Source organism: Streptomyces sp. NPDC087263, assembly GCF_044744645.1.
In the GTDB taxonomy this organism is placed as follows: Bacteria; Actinomycetota; Actinomycetes; order Streptomycetales; family Streptomycetaceae; genus Streptomyces.
The window spans coordinates 558993-577367 of record NZ_JBIUYT010000006.1 but is presented as its reverse complement, the minus strand read 5'-3'; the positions used below and the strand labels follow the sequence as shown (position 1 = coordinate 577367).

The window sequence follows — 18375 nt, the reverse complement described above, 5'->3', positions numbered from 1 at the left end:
GGTTGATAGGCCAGATGTGGAAGCCCAGTAATGGGCGAAGCTGACTGGTACTAATAGGCCGAGGGCTTGTCCTCAGTTGCTCGCGTCCACTGTGTTGGTTCTGAAACCACGAACAACCGTCGTAGCCATGCCACGGCTCCGGTTGACATGTTTCATAGTGTTTCGGTGGTCATAGCGTGAGGGAAACGCCCGGTTACATTCCGAACCCGGAAGCTAAGCCTCACAGCGCCGATGGTACTGCAGGGGGGACCCTGTGGGAGAGTAGGACGCCGCCGAACTATCTTTAGAGAGCTGGTCCCCGAACTTCGGTTCGGGGACCAGCTCTTTTTTGTTCTGCGTCACTTGAAATTCACGTTGCGCGGCAACCATCCCTGACATGGGTACTGCTGCAATGCTCAGGGCCGCAGGCGTCGGAGCCGGTGACGAGGTCATCGTGCCGGCCTTCGGGAACATCGATGTCGCCGAGGCCGCCACCCAGGCCGGTGCGGCGGTCGTCTTCGCCGACATCGACCCGACGACGTACTGCCTTGACGCCGACGCGGTCGAGGCAGTTGTGACTTCGCAGACGGCGGCCATCGTCGTCGTACACCGCTTCGGGCGGTCGGCCGACGTGGTGCGGCTGCGGGAGATCGGACAGCGACGCGGGCTGTTGGTGCTGGAGCAGGGTGAGTCCGAATTGCCGTACGACGAGGTCGCGCAGCGCAGGGCGCGGGCCGCGTACCTCGACGCGCGGCTGCGCGGGGTGAGGACTCCGGACGGTGGTGACGGGCACACGTACCAGCAGTACGTCGTGCGGGTGCCGGGCAACGGCAGGCCGGACCGGGACGCCTTCGCTCGGGCCGTGCGGGCCAGGGGGGTTGAGTGCTGGGTGCCGGTGAAGACGCCGGTGCACCGCACGGCCGGATTCCGTCGGGACGTGCGCCTTCCGGTGACCGAGCGGGCCGCGGACGACACCCTCGCGCTGCCCGTGGACGGGGCGTTGGCGAAGCGGGAGATGCAGCGGATCGTGTCCGCGTGCAATGCACTCGGTGGACTGCTCCAGCCCGCCGGCTGATCCGGCGCTGAACGAGCGGGACTTGTTGGGCACACGCTTCTGTTCGGGGTATGATCTATTCCGTTGCCGCGAGGGAAACCTCGTACGGTGACAGGCCCCCCTAGCTCAGTCGGTAGAGCGTCTCCATGGTAAGGAGAAGGTCAACGGTTCGATTCCGTTGGGGGGCTCCAGCAACAAAAGGCCTCCGCCCTTACGGGCGGGGGCCTTTGTCGTACCTCGAGGCGTCGTACCTGGAAGCCGTGGCTCAGTCCTTCTGGAGGCCCTGAACCCGCATCGCCAGAATCGCCATGTCGTCGGACGGGGCGTCGGAGGCGAAGCGTTCGACCGCGCGCATGATGCGGGCGGCCACCGCGCCTGCGGTGAGCCCGGTGCAGGTGGTGAGGACGTCCGTGAGGCCGTCGTCGCCGAGCATGCGGGTGCCCTCGCGGCGCTCGGTGACGCCGTCCGTGACGCAGAGGAGGACGTCGCCCGGGTCGAGCGTGATGGTCTGTTCGTAGAGCTCCAGGTCATCCATGACGCCGAGGAGCGGCTGCGGATCGGCGGCCGGTTCGACCGTGCCGTCCTGGCGCAGGCGGAGGGGGAGCGGGTGACCGGCGCAGACCATCTTCAGGAGCGCCGAACCGTCCTCCTGCGGCCACAATTCGCCGTACAGGAGTGTGAGGAAGCGGCTGCGGGCGCCCTCGTCGAGGATCGCGGAATTCAGGCGCTCCAGGACGGCCGGGCCGGTGAAGCCCTCCCGGGCCAGCAGCCTGAGTGCGTGCCGGGCCAGGCCGGTCACCGCCGCCGCCTCAGGGCCCGTACCGCAGACGTCGCCGATCGCGAAGCCGTACGCGCCGTCGCGGATCGGGAAGAGGTCGTAGAAGTCGCCGCCGACCTCATTGCCCTCGCCGGCCGCTCGGTAGATGACCTCGACCTCGACGCCCTCGATGTGCGGGAGTTCCGGGGGCAGGAGACTGCGCTGGAGGGACTGGCTGATGGCCATGCGCTCCGAGTACAGGCGGGCGTTGTCCAGGGCGAGGGCGGCCCTGCGGCTCAAGTCCTCGGCGAGTTCGAGGATTTCCTGGCGGAAGTGTTCGTCCGAAGGCTTGCCCAGCGTCAGCATGCCGATGACGCGGTTGCGGGCGACCAGGGGGAGGACGACCGTCTCGCCGCCAACTGCGGCGGCGGTGGCGAGAGTTGTGCCGATGCCCGAGCTGAGCCTCGCGCGTTCGCCGAGGCTGCGCATGGAGGTGCGCAGCGCTGCTTCGTGGGCCGCCGCAGCGGGGGCGGCCCAGACGCGGGCGCCCGGGGTGGGGACCGGGTCCGGCGGGGAGATCGTGGACAGCAAGGCCTTGAGGCCGTCAATGCGTTCCTCGTCCTCGTGCAGGACATACGAGAGATACGGGTCGGAGGCCTGGTCGGCGATGGTGTAGACGGCGCACCAGGTGGCCAGGGTCGGGACCGTCATCTGGGCCATCAGGGCCAGTGTCTGGTCGCGGTCCAGCGTGCCGGCGAGGAGGTCGGAGGCCTCCACGAGGAAGGACAGTGAGCCGCGGCGCAGGCGCTCCAGCTCGCCGAGGCGGGCGGATTCCACTGCCAGCGCGATGCGGTCGGCGGCGAACTGGAGGCGCAGGGCCTCTTCGTTGGAGTATCTGCCCGGTCCCTCCGCGGCGACGCCGAGGGAGCCGGTGAGGCGGCCCTCGACCTTCAGCGGGACGGTGACGACCGAGCGCATGCCGGTGCCGTTGAGGAGGGGGACGGCGCCGGGGACGACCGTCAGGTCCTCGTGGACGGCGGGCATACGGGCCGAGCCGTAGCGGCCGGGGCCCGCCTCGACGGGGACGCGGGCGAAGCGTTGGCGGGCGGAGGGGAGGCCCGTCGAGGCTCGTACCTCCAACTCCGTTTCGTCGTCGGTCGCCAGGAGCAGGAAGGCGGAGTCGCCGTCGAGCATGTCGCGGGCGCGCTCCACCGTCCGCTGGAGGAGGCCGTCCAGGTCGTCGGGCGCCGGGGAGCCGATGAAGACCTCGAAGGGATCGGAGGCGTGGCCCTCGGAGCTGGTGGTCGTGTCGGTGGCCGAGACGCGCAACGGGGTCTGGAGGACGGCGCGTTCGTGGTCACGTACGAGGAGGCAGACCGTGGAGGGCTCGCCGCCTGTGTCGCGGACCCGAAGGTGCGAGGCGTAGACGGGAATTACCCGCCCACTGGCGCCGCGGATGCCGTACGTGCCTTCCCAGCGCGAGAGTTGGAGGGCCTCGACGATGCCGGTGGAGGTGCCGGGGGTGTGCGGCCAGGCGGCGAGGTCGGTGAGCGGCTTGCCGATGACCAGCTCGGCGGCGTATCCGAAGAGCTCCTCGGCGTCCTCGTTCCAGGCGTTGATCGCGCCGGTGCGGTCGATCTGGACGACCGCGACGCGGACGCGGCCGTCGGCGAGCGGAAGGAGGTGGGCAGGCAGGGCCGGGCCGGCGGTCCGGGTGCCCACCGCGCGTTCGGGGAGTTCGAGCTGGAACCAGACCTGTTTCTGCGTGGGCGTGTACTCGACACCCCAGCGGCTTGCCAGAGCAGCGCAGAGCTGGAGGCCGCGGCCGCCCTCGTTGTCCGGGCTGCCCATGTTGACAGCCGTCCCCTGGAGTGGAATTTCACGTTCCGGGTAGCGGTCCGCCACCTCGATGCGTACGCCGTCGTCGCTGCGCAGACACAACACGTCCGCGGAGGTGCCCGCATGCACGACTGCATTGGTGACGAGCTCGCTGGTGAGGACCACGGCGTCGTCGACGATATCGGCGAAGCCCCAGCCCTGGAGGGTGTCACGGACGAAGGAACGGGCGGTGGCGACCGATCGCCCCACGGGCTCGAAACTGGCGGCCGCGCGCGCGGTGATCACAGAACTCCTCGTCCGGTTGTCGGCATGCGTGGCTCCATGGCCGCCCCGCTCCTGCCGGGGCAGAGCGTGGTTCCCCGTCGGTCGGGGATCCTGGGGCGATCCCCCAGGATGCAGTCCGGTGGTCATGGTGCGGCGCCCCTCCGATGCCTGCCCGCTCGTGCTAGTGCCACCGCCCAGGCCGGACGGGACCGGCATGGCTGGACAGCCGCATGCAAGGTTACTTACCTTCGCCGTCCATGCGGATGCCGGTTGCACTGTTTCCGCCCGGAGGTGTGCGGACGGTGTGCGAAGCTGCCGAACTGTTATGGCCGGGTTCAGGCATGGTGAAACACTGGGCAAGCTTCAGGAGAAGGTCCTGGCAGGGTGAGTGCCTGTCGGTAAGCGGAGCAGTAGTACCCGAGTACGCCGAGCAGTAATGGTCGACCCTTGTGGGAGGGACACAGTGGAGTCTGGCGCAGCGACGCGGGGCACTGAGACGCGCGCGAAAGGCGGACAGTCCCTGAAAGACCGGCGCCCACCGCGCAACGGCACCACCGAGGTGGATACAGCTGCGCTGAACCGGCTGATGGCGGCCCTGGTGTCGATGCGGGACGGGAACTTCCGCAAGCGGCTCACGGTCTCCGGCGACGGCGTGATGTCCGAGATCGCGGCGGTTTTCAACGAGGTGGCCGACCGGAATCTGCATCTGACGGGAGAGCTCTCGCGGGTGCGGCGCGTGGTCGGGCGTGAGGGGAAGCTCACGGAGCGGCTGGAGTCGGGGGCCTCCGAGGGGTCCTGGGCGGCCGCGATCGACGCCTCGAACGCGCTCGTCGACGATCTCGTACGACCCGTCTCCGAGGTCGGCCGGGTGCTGTCCGCGGTGGCGGAGGGCGATCTGTCGCCGCGGATGGACCTGCGGGCGCAGGCCGCGGACGGGAACGGGCATCCGCTGCGTGGTGAGTTCCTCAAGGTCGGGCGCACCGTCAACAACCTGGTCGACCAACTGTCGACGTTCACCGACGAGGTCACGAGGGTGGCCAGCGAGGTGGGCACCGAGGGCAAGCTGGGTGGGCAGGCCCGGGTGCGCGGTATGTCCGGTTCGTGGAAGGATCTCACGGATTCGGTCAACACCATGGCGTACCGGCTGACGGCTCAGGTGCGTGACATTGCTCTCGTGACGACGGCGGTCGCCAAGGGTGACTTGTCTCGGAAGGTCACGGTTCACGTGGCCGGCGAGATGCTGGAGCTGAAGGAAACTGTCAACACGATGGTCGACCAGCTCTCCTCGTTCTCCTCCGAGGTGACGCGAGTCGCGCGTGAGGTGGGTACGGAGGGTGAGCTCGGCGGCCAGGCCAGGGTGCCGGGTGTGGCGGGTGTGTGGAAAGACCTCACCGATTCGGTGAATCTTATGGCCGGGAATCTCACGGCCCAGGTGCGCGGCATCGCGCAGGTGACGACGGCGGTCGCCAGTGGCGACCTGTCACAGAAGGTCACGGTCAGTGCGCGCGGTGAGGTCGCTCAGCTCGCCGAGACCATCAACCAGATGACCGAGACGCTGCGGACGTTCGCCGACGAGGTCACACGCGTGGCCAACGAGGTCGGTGGCGAAGGGCGGCTCGGCGGGCAGGCGAACGTGCCGGGCGCGGCGGGTACGTGGAAGGACCTGACGGACTCCGTCAACACGGTCTTCCGGAACCTGACGACCCAGGTGCGCGACATCGCCGCGGTGACGACGGCCGTGGCCAACGGTGACCTCTCGCAGAAGGTCAGTGTCGAGGTCGCCGGCGAGATGCTGGAGCTGAAGAACACCGTCAACACGATGGTCGACCAGCTGTCGTCGTTCGGCGCCGAGGTCACGCGGGTGGCGCGCGAGATCGGGGTCGAGGGTGAACTGGGCGGGCAGGCGCAGGTGCCGGGTGCGGCGGGTACGTGGAAGGACCTGACGGACTCCGTCAACACGGCCTTCCGGAACCTGACCGGGCAGGTCCGCAACATCGCCCAGGTCACGACGGCGGTCGCCAACGGCGATCTGTCGCAGAAGGTCACCGTCGATGTCTCCGGCGAGATGCTCCAGCTGAAGAACACCGTGAACACGATGGTGGACCAGCTGTCCTCGTTCGCCGATCAGGTCACGCGGATGGCCCGCGACGTGGGGACCGAGGGGCGACTGGGCGGCCAGGCCCGGGTGGACGGCGTATCGGGTACGTGGAAGGAGCTCACCGACTCCGTCAACTTCATGGCGGGGAACCTGACTTCGCAGGTACGGCAGATCGCGCAGGTCACGACCGCGGTGGCCCGGGGCGATCTCTCCCAGAAGATCGACGTGGACGCGCGCGGCGAGATCCTGGAGCTGAAGAACACCATCAACACGATGGTCGACCAGCTGTCCGCCTTCGCGGACCAGGTGACACGGGTCGCCCGTGAGGTGGGTACGGAGGGCAGGCTCGGCGGGCAGGCGCAGGTGCCCGGCGTCGCCGGTGTGTGGCGCGACCTGACCGACTCGGTGAACGGCATGGCCGGCAACCTCACCGCCCAGGTGCGCAACATCGCGCAGGTCGCGACGGCGGTCGCGCGCGGTGACCTGTCGCAGAAGATCGACGTGGACGCGCGCGGCGAGATCCTGGAGCTGAAGAACACCCTCAACACGATGGTGGACCAGCTCTCGAACTTCGCCGAGCAGGTGACGCGGGTGGCCCGCGAGGTGGGCACCGAGGGGCAGCTGGGCGGTCAGGCCGAGGTGCAGGGTGTCTCCGGCACCTGGAAGGACCTCACCCAGTCGGTGAACTTCATGGCGAACAACCTGACCATTCAGGTGCGGAACATCGCCGAGGTCACGACCGCGGTCGCCAAGGGTGACCTGTCCAAGAAGATCACCGTCGACGCGAAGGGCGAGATCCTCGAACTCGTCACCACCGTCAACACGATGGTCGACCAGCTGTCCAACTTCGCCGAGCAGGTGACCCTGGTGGCCCGCGAGGTGGGCACCGAGGGCAACCTGGGCGGTCAGGCGCGGGTCCCGGGTGTCACGGGCATCTGGAAGGACCTGAGCGACAACGTCAACGTGATGGCCAACAACCTGACCAACCAGGTGCGGAACATCTCGCAGGTCGCGGCCGCGGTGGCCAACGGTGACCTCACCAAGACGGTCACCGTCGAGGCGAGCGGTGAGGTCGCCCAGCTCGCCGACACCGTCAACACGATGGTGAAGACGCTGAGTTCATTCGCCGATCAGGTCACCAAGGTGGCCCGCGAGGTGGGCACGGACGGCATCCTCGGCGGCCAGGCGCACGTACCGGGAGTCGCCGGCACGTGGAAGGACCTCACCGAGTCGGTGAACGGCATGGCGTCGAACCTGACCGGCCAGGTGCGCAACATCGCGATGGTCACCACGGCCATCGCGAAGGGTGACCTGACCAAGAAGATCGACATCGATGCCCGCGGCGAGATGCTGGAGCTGAAGACCACCATCAACACGATGGTCGACCAGCTGTCCTCGTTCGCCGAGGAGGTCACCCGGGTGGCCCGCGAGGTGGGAACGGAGGGCCAGCTGGGCGGCCAGGCGCGGGTGCGGGACGTCGACGGCACCTGGCGCGACCTCACGGAGTCCGTGAACGAGATGGCCGGGAACCTCACCCGGCAGGTGCGTGCCATGGCGCGGGTGGCGACCGCGGTGACGCGCGGCGACCTGAACCTGAAGATCGACGTGGACGCCTCCGGCGAGATGCAGGAACTGCAGGACTACATCAACAAGATGATCGCCAACCTGCGCGACACCACCATCGCCAACAAGGAACAGGACTGGCTCAAGGGCAACCTCGCCCGCATCTCCGCCCTGATGCAGGGCCGCCGCGACCTCGAGGACGTCGCTTCGCTGATCATGAGCGAGCTGACTCCCGTCGTCGCCGCGCAGCACGGCGCGTTCTTCCTCTCCATGCCGCTGGTCGACGGCAAGGACGCGCTCCTGGAGGACGAGGACGCGTACGAGCTGCGCATGCTGGGTTCGTACGGCTACTCGATGGGCTCGATGCCGACGTCGTTCCGGCCCGGCGAGGCGCTGATCGGGACGGCGGCCCAGGAGAAGCGCACGATCCTCGTGGAGAACGCTCCGAGCGGCTATCTGAAGATCTCCTCCGGCCTCGGCGAGGCGCCGCCGGCGCAGGTGATCGTCCTTCCGGTGCTCTTCGAAGCGACCGTGCTCGGCGTCATCGAACTGGCGTCGTTCACGCCGTTCACGCAGATCCAGAAGGACTTCCTGAACCAGATCGCCGAGATGATCGCGACGAGCGTCAACACCATCTCCGTCAACACGAAGACGGAGGTGCTGCTGAAGCAGTCGCAGGAGCTGACCGAGCAGCTCCAGGAACGGTCGGCCGAGCTGGAGAGCCGGCAGAAGGCACTTCAGGACTCCAACGCGCAGCTGGAGGAGAAGGCCGAGCAACTCGCCCAGCAGAACCGTGACATCGAGGTCAAGAACACCGAGATCGAAGAGGCCCGGCAGGTCCTGGAGGAGCGCGCCGAGCAGCTCGCGGTCTCGATGCGCTACAAGAGCGAGTTCCTGGCGAACATGTCGCACGAGTTGCGTACGCCGCTCAACTCCCTGCTGATCCTGGCCAAGCTGCTCGCCGACAACGCGGACACGAACCTCACCCCGAAGCAGGTCGAGTTCGCCGAGACGATCCACGGCGCGGGCTCGGACCTGCTTCAGCTGATCAACGACATCCTCGACCTGTCGAAGGTCGAGGCAGGCAAGATGGACGTGTCGCCGACACGCATCGCGCTGGTCCAACTCGTCGACTACGTAGAGGCCACTTTCCGTCCCCTGACGGCAGAGAAGGGCCTCGATTTCTCCGTACGCGTGTCGCCGGAACTGCCCGCCACGCTGCACACCGACGAACAGCGCCTCCTCCAGGTGCTGCGCAACCTGCTCTCCAACGCGGTGAAGTTCACCGACTCCGGAGCGGTCGAGCTGGTGATCAGGCCCGCCGGTGCGGAGGTTCCGGTGGCCATCCGGGAGCAGCTCCTGGAGGCGGGTTCGCTGCGGGACGCGGACGCCGACCTGATCGCGTTCTCCGTGACGGACACTGGCATCGGGATCGCGGCCAGCAAGATGAGGGTGATCTTCGAGGCCTTCAAGCAGGCGGACGGCACGACGAGCCGGAAGTACGGCGGTACGGGCCTGGGGCTCTCCATCTCGCGGGAGATCGCGCGGCTGTTGGGCGGTGAGATCCACGCGCAGAGCGAACCCGGACGTGGCTCCACGTTCACGCTGTATTTGCCGCTGCACCCCAGTGAACTGCCTCCCCAGGGCTACGGGCAGCTCGTGCCGGCGCTGGAGGCCGGGGAGTTGCTGGCCTCCGAGGCGGAGCTGGCCGGGGCGGGCATCCACATGCTGGCCGAGGTGAAGTCCTACCAGGAGACCCAGAACGGGCCTGCCGCGCTCTTCCGGAGGCGCCGCAGGGCGGTGCCCGCGGACGAGCAGCGGAGCGCGTCGGCGGGGCAGTCGGGCGCGGCTCCGGAGCAGTGGGCGCCTGCGGGACGGCCTGACGGGGCGCAGCAGCCGCGCCAGGGGATCCGGTTCGAGGGTGAGAAGGTGCTCATCGTCGACGACGACATCCGCAACGTGTTCGCGCTGACCAGTGTGTTGGAGCAGCACGGCCTGTCGGTGCTGTACGCGGAGAACGGCCGTGAGGGCATCGAAGTCCTGGAGCAGCACGACGATGTGACAGTCGTTCTGATGGACATCATGATGCCGGAGATGGACGGCTACGCGACGACGACGGCGATCCGCAGGATGCCGCAGTTCGCCGGGCTGCCGATCATCGCGCTCACCGCGAAGGCGATGAAGGGCGACCGGGAGAAGGCCATCGAGTCCGGCGCCTCCGACTACGTCACCAAGCCGGTCGATCCCGATCACCTGCTCACCGTGATGGAACAGTGGATGCGTGAGCGATGACACACTCGTGTCGGGGCGCCTGTCGGGGCGCCCGTTCTCGCATAACTCACTGTGGCCGACGCGGTGTAGAAGTACGGGATTCGGGGAACCTTCTGGTCTCCCGCCGCGTTTCTGCTACGTGCACAGTGACATCGCAGTGACAGGGTGTGGCGACAGGCGGGGTGCGGCTACCATGACCGGCACAAGGGCGGGCGACGCAACAGAGTCGTCCCCTGGGGCGGCGCCCGGTGCACTGCCGGGGCGAGGAGGGCGGGCCATGGTGCAGAAGGCCAAGATCCTCCTGGTCGATGACCGGCCGGAGAATCTGCTGGCGCTGGAGGCGATCCTCTCCGCGCTCGATCAGACACTGGTGCGGGCATCGTCCGGGGAGGAAGCGCTCAAAGCACTACTCACGGACGACTTCGCGGTCATTTTGCTGGACGTCCAGATGCCAGGCATGGACGGTTTCGAAACCGCCGCGCACATCAAGCGGCGAGAACGGACCCGGGACATCCCGATCATCTTCCTCACCGCCATCAACCACGGCCCGCATCACACCTTCCGGGGGTACGCGGCCGGTGCGGTGGACTACATCTCCAAGCCGTTCGACCCGTGGGTGCTGCGCGCGAAGGTCTCCGTCTTCGTCGAGCTCTACATGAAGAACTGCCAACTCCGGGAGCAGGCGGCGCTGCTGCGGCTCCAGTTGGAGGGTGGCGGCAAGGCGGCGCTGAGCGGCGCCAGGGAGCCGGCCGGACTGCTCGCCGAACTCTCCGCGCGGCTGGCGGCCGTTGAGGAACAGGCCGAGGCGCTGTCCAAGCAACTGGATGACGACTCGGCGGATGCGGCGGCGGTGGCGACCGCGGCCCATCTCGAACGCAAACTCACGGGCTTGCGCAGAGCCCTGGACGCCCTTGAGCCCGGCACGGGGAACGGTGCGGCTTCCTTGCCGTCGCAGAACTGACCGGGCCGTTTCGGGAGCGGCTCAAGTACCCCTGTCCGTGGCCGGCGAAGCTCTTCAGGTCGTCCCCGGGTCGGGTGAGTCGAGAGCGCGTTCGCGCGTCCCGATGTATGCCGCCGGTGTGTGCCAAGCAGAGCAAGGCCGGTGACAAGGCGTCAGTTTCGGGTACCGCTCCGGGCGACACGAACGGGTGAAGCGGTAAGCACACGTGTCCGCTGTCGTCTCCACCGGTAACCTCACACACATGGCCTCACGTCAGTCCGCAGCCAAGAAGCCGCCCGCGAAGAAGGCGGCCGCTCCGACGAAGGCCCCCGCGAAAAAGGCCGCCGCGAAGAAGGCGCCTGCCAAGAAGGCCGCGGCGAAGAAGCCCGCACCCGCGCCGGCGCCCAATCCGACCGCGGGCGTGTACAAACTCGTCCGCGCCCTCTGGCTGGGGGTCGCGCACGCCGTCGGAGCGATGTTCCGTGGCATAGGGCGGGGCGCGAAGGGGCTCGACCCGGCGCACCGCAAGGACGGTGTCGCGCTGCTGCTGCTCGGCCTGGCACTGATCACCGCGGCGGGCACCTGGTCCAGCCTGCAGGGCCCCGTCGGCGACCTCGTCGAGATGCTGGTCACCGGCGCCTTCGGCCGCCTCGACCTGCTGGTCCCGATACTGCTCGGTGTCATCGCGGCCCGGCTCATCCGGCATCCCGAGAAGCCCGAGGCGAACGGCCGCATCGTGATCGGCCTGTCCGCGCTCGTCATCGGCGTGCTCGGGCAGGTCCACATCGCGTGCGGGGCGCCCGCGCGCAGCGACGGCATGCAGGCCATAAGGGACGCCGGCGGGCTCATCGGCTGGGGTGCCTCCACCCCGCTGACGTACACGATGGGTGACGTCCTGGCCGTACCGCTCCTGGTGCTCCTCACGATCTTCGGACTGCTCGTCGTCACGGCGACCCCGGTCAACGCGATTCCGCAGCGGCTGCGGCTGCTCGGCCAGAAGCTGGGCATCCTCCAGACCGACGACGAGGACCGCTTCGGGGAGGACGACGAGCGCTACGACGAGCAATGGCGTGAGGCGCTCCCCACACGCTCCAGGAGGCGCTCTCGGGCCCCTGAGGAGTACGACCCCGACATTGCCGAGCAGGAGGCGCTCAGCAGGCGCCGTGGCCGCTCCAGGCGGCCCGCCATGCAGCAGCCCGACATGAACCGGCCGATGGACGCGGTGGACGTCGCCGCGGCCGCCGCTGCCGCGCTCGACGGGGCCGTGCTGCACGGGATGCCGCCCTCGGCGCTGGTCGCCGATCTGACGCAGGGCGTCGGTGTGGAGCGGGACGGGTTCGAGGAGACGACGCCGGTCCCGGCCGCGCGCGCCAAGCTCGTCCCCGGCGCCAAGCGGCCCAAGCAGGAGGTGCTCAAGGCCGAGTCCGTCGTGCCCGACCTCACGAAGGCCGCGCCCGACGAGCCGCGCGAGCTGCCCCCGCGCGCGGAGCAGCTCCAGCTCTCCGGCGACATCACCTACTCCCTGCCGTCGCTCGACCTCCTGGAGCGCGGCGGCCCCGGCAAGACTCGCAGCGCCGCCAACGACGCGGTGGTCGCCTCCCTTCAGAACGTCTTCATGGAGTTCAAGGTCGACGCCTCCGTCACCGGCTTCACACGTGGTCCGACGGTCACCCGCTACGAGGTCGAGCTCGGCCCCGCCGTGAAGGTCGAGCGGATCACGGCGCTCGCCAAGAACATCGCGTACGCCGTCGCCAGCCCCGATGTTCGGATCATCAGCCCGATCCCCGGCAAGTCGGCGGTCGGCATCGAGATCCCGAACTCCGACCGCGAGATGGTCAACCTGGGCGATGTACTGCGCCTCGCGGACGCCGCCGAGGACGACCATCCGATGCTCGTCGCGCTCGGCAAGAACGTCGAGGGCGGCTACGAGATGGCCAATCTCGCGAAGATGCCGCACGTCCTGGTGGCCGGAGCGACCGGCTCCGGCAAATCGTCGTGCATTAACTGCCTGATTACGTCCGTCATGGTCCGCGCGACCCCCGAGGACGTGCGCATGGTCCTCGTCGACCCCAAGCGCGTCGAGCTGACCGCGTACGAGGGCATCCCGCACCTGATCACGCCCATCATCACCAACCCGAAGCGGGCGGCCGAGGCGCTGCAGTGGGTCGTACGGGAGATGGATCTGCGCTACGACGACCTCGCGGCGTTCGGGTACCGGCACATCGACGACTTCAACGAGGCCATCAGGAACGGCAAGGTGAAGCTGCCCGAGGGCAGTGAGCGCGAGCTCACGCCGTACCCGTATCTGCTGGTGATCGTCGACGAGCTCGCGGACCTGATGATGGTCGCGCCGAGGGACGTCGAGGACTCGATCGTGCGGATCACGCAGCTCGCGCGTGCGGCCGGAATCCACCTGGTGCTGGCCACACAGCGGCCGTCCGTCGACGTCGTCACCGGTCTGATCAAGGCGAACGTGCCGTCACGACTCGCGTTCGCCACCTCCTCGCTCGCCGACAGCCGGGTCATCCTCGACCAGCCGGGCGCCGAGAAGCTGATCGGCAAGGGGGACGGGCTCTTCCTGCCGATGGGGGCCAACAAGCCGGTTCGGCTTCAGGGCGCCTTCGTCACCGAGGGCGAGATCGCGGCGATCGTGCAGCACTGCAAGGATCAGATGGCGCCGGTCTTCCGTGAGGACGTCACGGTGGGCACCAAGCAGAAGAAGGAGATCGACGAGGACATCGGCGACGACCTCGACCTGCTGTGTCAGGCGGCCGAACTGGTCGTCTCCACCCAGTTCGGGTCCACCTCCATGCTCCAGCGCAAACTGCGCGTCGGCTTCGCCAAGGCGGGGCGCCTGATGGACCTCATGGAGTCCCGCGGCATCGTGGGGCCGAGCGAGGGCTCCAAGGCACGTGACGTTCTTGTGAAGGCTGATGAGCTGGATGGAGTGCTCGCCGTGATTCGCGGGGATGCTGAGGCGTGAGGACAGCGGGAAGCCGAAGCATGAGGAAACGGGACAGGCCGACCGCTCCGCGCGTGAGTTCGCGGCAGATGGGTACTTGATCGTGACTCACCCGTAAGGGATCGGTGCGCAACCGTTTCCCTTCGGCGTACGTCAAGTTGAGCGAGGGGACACGTACGTGTCCCATCATCAGGATGACCGGCCATTCTGATGGCGTAAGAAGTCCTGCCGCCCGGTTGCCCCATCCTTTCCCACCCCCCCTAAACTGAACCTCCAGCACAGGTGGCTACACGCTCGAAAGGCGCCCCCGTGTCCATCGGCAATACCCCCGACGGCAACTCCCCCGAAGACGAGCGTCCGTTCGAAGACGACCGCGCGGCAGAGCAGCCTTCGATCGGCCGTGCCCTGCGGCAGGCCCGCATCGCGGCCGGGCTGACCGTCGATGACGTCAGCAACGCCACCCGGGTCCGCATCGCCATCATCCACTCGATCGAGCAGGACGACTTCGCTCCCTGTGGGGGTGACGTCTACGCGCGCGGTCACATCCGGACCCTGGCACGCGCCGTGCACATCGATCCCGCCCTGCTGCTTGCGCGCTACGACGCCGAGCACGGCGGGCGTCCCGCGCCGACGCCGGCCGCCCCGCTCTTCGAGGCGGAACGCATCCGTCCCGAGCGACGCGGTCCCAACTGGACCGCCGCCATGGTCGCCGCGATCGTCGCGGTGATCGGCTTCGTCGGTTTCACCATGGTCAAGGGTGACGGCGGGGACGACTCGAACACGCAGGTCGCCGAGGGTTCCACGCCGACCACCAGCAAGCCCGCGGCCAAGCCGACCACGGCCAAGCCCGTCGACCCGAAGCCGGAGCCGTCCGACAGCGCCATCGCGGCCGCCCCGCAGGACAAGGTGACCGTCCAGGTGAGCGCCCCCGACGGGCGCAGCTGGATCTCCGCCAAGGACCACAACGGGCGGCTGCTCTTCGACGGCCTCCTGGAGCGAGGCCAGTCCAAGACCTTCCAGGACCAGGAGAAGATCGATCTGGTCCTTGGCGACGCGGGCGCCATTCAGCTGCACGTGAACGGCAAGGAAATCGCGGACGAGTTCCAGCCCGGTCAGGTCGAGCGCCTCACCTACACGAAGGGCGACCCCGAAGTCGGATAAGCGACTTGAGGGAGTGCCCCCAAAGGGTTGAGGGAGTACCCCCAAAGAGACGGGCAGTCACGGGGTTGGCCAAGATCGGCCAACCCCGTCGACGTGGGGTGTCAGTGGGACGAAGTAGTCTTGAGCCCATGCCTGAACGCCGTACCGTCGCACTCGTCACCCTTGGCTGCGCCCGTAACGAGGTGGACTCGGAGGAGCTCGCAGGCCGCTTGGAGGCGGACGGCTGGCAACTCGTGGAGGACGCCGAGGACGCGGACGTAGCCGTCGTCAACACCTGTGGCTTCGTCGAGGCCGCCAAGAAGGACTCCGTCGACGCCCTCCTCGAGGCCAATGACCTCAAGGGCCACGGGAGAACCCAGGCCGTCGTGGCCGTGGGCTGCATGGCCGAGCGGTACGGCAAGGAGCTCGCCGAGGCGCTGCCCGAGGCTGACGGCGTACTCGGCTTCGACGACTACGCCGACATCTCCGAGCGCCTCCAGACCATCCTGAACGGCGGCATCCACGCCGCGCACACCCCCCGCGACCGCCGCAAGCTGTTGCCGATCAGCCCGGCCGAGCGGCAGTCTGTTTCCGACGTCGCTCTTCCCGGCCACGGCGCCCCCTCCGACCTTCCGGACGGTGTCGCTCCGGAGTCCGGCCCCCGCGCGCCCCTGCGCCGCCGCCTCGACGGCTCGCCCGTCGCCTCGGTGAAGCTCGCCTCCGGCTGTGACCGGCGCTGCTCCTTCTGTGCCATCCCGTCCTTCCGCGGCTCGTTCATCTCGCGCCGCCCGAGCGACGTGCTCAACGAGACCCGCTGGCTCGCCGAGCAGGGCGTCAAGGAGGTCATGCTGGTCTCCGAGAACAACACCTCGTACGGCAAGGACCTCGGCGACATCCGCCTCCTGGAGACGCTGCTGCCCGAGCTGGCGGAGATCGAGGGCGTCGAGCGCGTGCGGGTCAGCTACCTCCAGCCTGCCGAGATGCGCCCCGGACTCATCGACGTCCTCACCTCGACGCCGAACATCGCGCCCTACTTCGACCTCTCCTTCCAGCACTCCGCGCCCGACGTGCTACGCGCGATGCGGCGCTTCGGTGACACCGACCGCTTCCTGGAACTGCTCGACACCATCCGCTCCAAGGCTCCGCAGGCCGGTGTGCGGTCCAACTTCATCGTGGGCTTCCCGGGCGAGACCGAGGCCGATCTCGCCGAGTTGGAGCGGTTCCTGACAGGTGCGCGGCTCGACGCGATCGGTGTCTTCGGGTACTCGGACGAGGACGGCACGGAGGCGGCGACGTACGAGCACAAGCTCGACGTGGACGTGGTCGCGGAGCGGCTGGCGCGCGTCTCCCGGCTGGCCGAGGAGCTTGTCTCGCAGCGGGCGGAGGAGCGCGTCGGGGAGACGGTGAGTGTCCTGGTCGAGTCGGTGGACTCCGCGGAGGGCGCCTTCGGGCGCGCCGAGCACCAGGCGCCCGAGACGGACGGCCAGGTGCTCTTCACGAGCGGCGAAGGTCTGACCGTCGGCCGTATCGTCGAGGCCAAGGTGGTCGGTACGGAAGGTGTCGACCTGGTGGCCGAGCCGCTTCTGGGCTCGCTCCCGTGTACTGAGGAGGCGGGCAGATGACCGGAGCCCCGGCATCCGCGACGGGCGGCTCCCCCAGCGCGAAAGGGGCGGCGGGCGCTCCCGGCGCACCGGGGGGCGCGAAGCCGGTGCGGGCCGGGAAGCTGGGCGCTGCGGCCGTCAACCAGGCCAGCCTCTGGAACATCGCCAACCTTCTGACCATGCTCCGGCTCGTCCTCGTGCCCGGCTTCGTCGCCCTGATGCTGGCCGACGGCGGGTACGACCCCGCGATGCGCGCATGGGCCTGGGCGGCCTTCGCCGTCGCCATGATCACCGATATCTTCGACGGTCATCTGGCGCGCACGTACAACCTCGTCACCGACTTCGGGAAGATCGCCGACCCCATCGCCGACAAGGCGATCATGGGCGCGGCGCTGATCTGTCTGTCCTCCCTCGGCGATCTGCCGTGGTGGGTGACGGGGGTGATCCTCGGGCGAGAGCTCGGGATCACCCTGCTTCGTTTCGTGGTGATCCGTTACGGGGTCATCCCGGCGAGCCGCGGCGGCAAGCTGAAGACGCTGGTCCAGGGCACAGCGGTCGGGATGTACGTCCTGGCACTGACGGGGCCGCTGGCCACCCTGAGGTTCTGGGTGATGGCTGTGGCGGTCGTCCTGACCGTGGTCACGGGGCTCGACTATGTGAGACAAGCCATTGTGCTGCGCCGGAGTGGGCTCGCCGAGCGCCTGGCGGCCACCGAGGGGGCGGAGCGGTGAACTCCCTGGCCGCTGAAGTGCTGCGACTACTCACGGTGAGGGGTGAGACGCTAGCCGTGGCCGAGTCCCTCACCGGTGGCCTGGTGGCGACGGAAATCACAGCGGTGCCTGGGGCGTCCAGGGCCTTCCGTGGCTCCGTGACCGCGTACGCCACCGAGCTCAAGCATGAACTGCTCGGCGTCGACGCCACTCTGCTGGCCGAGCGTGGGGCGGTGGATCCGCAGGTCGCGGCCCAGATGGCGGTCGGCGTGCGCAAGGCTCTCGGCGCGGACTGGGGGATCGCGACGACCGGTGTCGCAGGGCCCGATCCGCAGGACGGACAGCCCGTCGGCACGGTTTTCGTGGCCGTCGACGGACCCTCGGACGCCTCTTCCGATGCCGCCGGTGGCGGGAAAGTCGTACCGCTGCGGTTGAACGGCGGCCGTGCGGACATCCGTATGGAGAGTGCACAGAGCGTACTCGCACTGCTCCTGAAGGAGCTTGCGGGCGAACAGACCGGGAATGAGCGGGCACAGGATACGGAACAGAACGGGGGGTTTTGATGTTTGCAGCCCTGAGTGAACACGACATCGCTCCCCGCACGGCCGCGGCGCAAGGCGGTACGGTGGGGCGTGAAGGATGCGGCTACGCGGTCCGAGGAGGGAGCCACCGATGATTCTGCTCCGTCGCCTGCTGGGTGACGTGCTGCGTCGGCAGCGCCAGCGCCAGGGCCGTACTCTGCGCGAAGTCTCCTCGTCCGCCCGAGTCTCACTCGGCTATCTCTCCGAGGTGGAGCGGGGGCAGAAGGAGGCATCCTCCGAGCTGCTCTCCGCGATCTGCGACGCGTTGGACGTACGGATGTCCGAGCTCATGCGAGAAGTGAGCGACGAGCTCGCCCTCGCCGAGCTGGCACGGTCGGCTGCGGCCACCGAACAGGTGCCCGCACCGGTACGTCGCCCGATGCTCAATTCCGTATCGGTGACCGGTGTGCCACCGGAACGGGTCACGATCAAGGCGCCTGCGGAGGCGGTCGACGTCGTCGCCGCCTGACGCCCACGATGGTGGCGTTCATGAACTGCGAAAGCCTGTAGGAAGCCCTGGTCGGGGCCTTCGGGGAGACCTGGAGGAACTGGCCGGGGCTTTTGCATGCCTTCGATTGCCCCGCTCCTCCCCTCTCACTTTCACTCGCCTTCGAGT

10 protein-coding genes, 1 tRNA gene and 1 rRNA gene are annotated in these 18375 nt (G+C 68.4%); 11 read left to right on the top strand and 1 reads right to left on the bottom strand.

All coding sequences use genetic code 11. The features are described from left to right. Positions 1 to 161: 161 nt before the first annotated feature. From rrf to ACIPC1_RS22690, 3 genes are all read left to right on the top strand, one after another. Positions 162 to 278, top strand: a 5S ribosomal RNA gene (gene rrf, locus ACIPC1_RS22700). A gap of 113 nt (positions 279 to 391) precedes the next feature. Continuing rightward, entirely contained in the window at positions 392 to 1054 is a 663-nt protein-coding gene (locus ACIPC1_RS22695; protein ID WP_402519584.1) for a DegT/DnrJ/EryC1/StrS family aminotransferase, read from the top strand. A 94-nt stretch (positions 1055 to 1148) separates the two neighbouring features. After that, a tRNA-Thr gene (locus ACIPC1_RS22690) sits at positions 1149 to 1224 on the top strand. A gap of 74 nt (positions 1225 to 1298) precedes the next feature. Here ACIPC1_RS22690 and ACIPC1_RS22685 read toward each other — a convergent pair. Then, entirely contained in the window at positions 1299 to 4040 is a 2742-nt protein-coding gene (locus ACIPC1_RS22685) for a SpoIIE family protein phosphatase (protein ID WP_402519498.1), read from the bottom strand. Between the two features lie 316 nt (positions 4041 to 4356). Between ACIPC1_RS22685 and ACIPC1_RS22680 the strand changes: the two genes are divergently transcribed. From ACIPC1_RS22680 to ACIPC1_RS22645, 8 genes are all read left to right on the top strand, one after another. After that, positions 4357 to 9846 carry a HAMP domain-containing protein gene (locus ACIPC1_RS22680; RefSeq protein ID WP_402519496.1) on the top strand — a complete coding sequence of 1830 codons (5490 nt, stop codon included), beginning with the start codon at positions 4357 to 4359 and terminating at the stop codon, positions 9844 to 9846. Between the two features lie 256 nt (positions 9847 to 10102). After that, a complete protein-coding gene (locus ACIPC1_RS22675; protein ID WP_402519492.1) occupies positions 10103 to 10786 on the top strand; it encodes a two-component system response regulator in 684 nt (227 codons plus the stop codon). A gap of 241 nt (positions 10787 to 11027) precedes the next feature. Beyond that, complete coding sequence (locus tag ACIPC1_RS22670; RefSeq protein WP_402519490.1) at positions 11028 to 13748, top strand: DNA translocase FtsK; 2721 nt, start codon at positions 11028 to 11030, stop codon at positions 13746 to 13748. Between the two features lie 288 nt (positions 13749 to 14036). Beyond that, positions 14037 to 14888, top strand: a complete 852-nt coding sequence (locus tag ACIPC1_RS22665; protein WP_402519488.1) for a helix-turn-helix domain-containing protein — start codon at positions 14037 to 14039, stop codon at positions 14886 to 14888. Positions 14889 to 15016: 128 nt separating this feature from the next. Further along, entirely contained in the window at positions 15017 to 16489 is a 1473-nt protein-coding gene (gene rimO, locus ACIPC1_RS22660; protein ID WP_384391570.1) for a 30S ribosomal protein S12 methylthiotransferase RimO, read from the top strand. After that, positions 16486 to 17199 carry a CDP-diacylglycerol--glycerol-3-phosphate 3-phosphatidyltransferase gene (pgsA, locus tag ACIPC1_RS22655; RefSeq protein ID WP_402519485.1) on the top strand — a complete coding sequence of 238 codons (714 nt, stop codon included), beginning with the start codon at positions 16486 to 16488 and terminating at the stop codon, positions 17197 to 17199. Before rimO ends, pgsA begins: the two co-directional genes overlap by 4 nt. After that, complete coding sequence (locus ACIPC1_RS22650) at positions 17196 to 17741, top strand: CinA family protein (protein ID WP_402519482.1); 546 nt, start codon at positions 17196 to 17198, stop codon at positions 17739 to 17741. Before pgsA ends, ACIPC1_RS22650 begins: the two co-directional genes overlap by 4 nt. Positions 17742 to 17850: 109 nt before the next feature. Continuing rightward, entirely contained in the window at positions 17851 to 18228 is a 378-nt protein-coding gene (locus tag ACIPC1_RS22645; RefSeq protein WP_384391564.1) for a helix-turn-helix domain-containing protein, read from the top strand. The last annotated feature ends 147 nt before the right edge of the window (positions 18229 to 18375 follow it).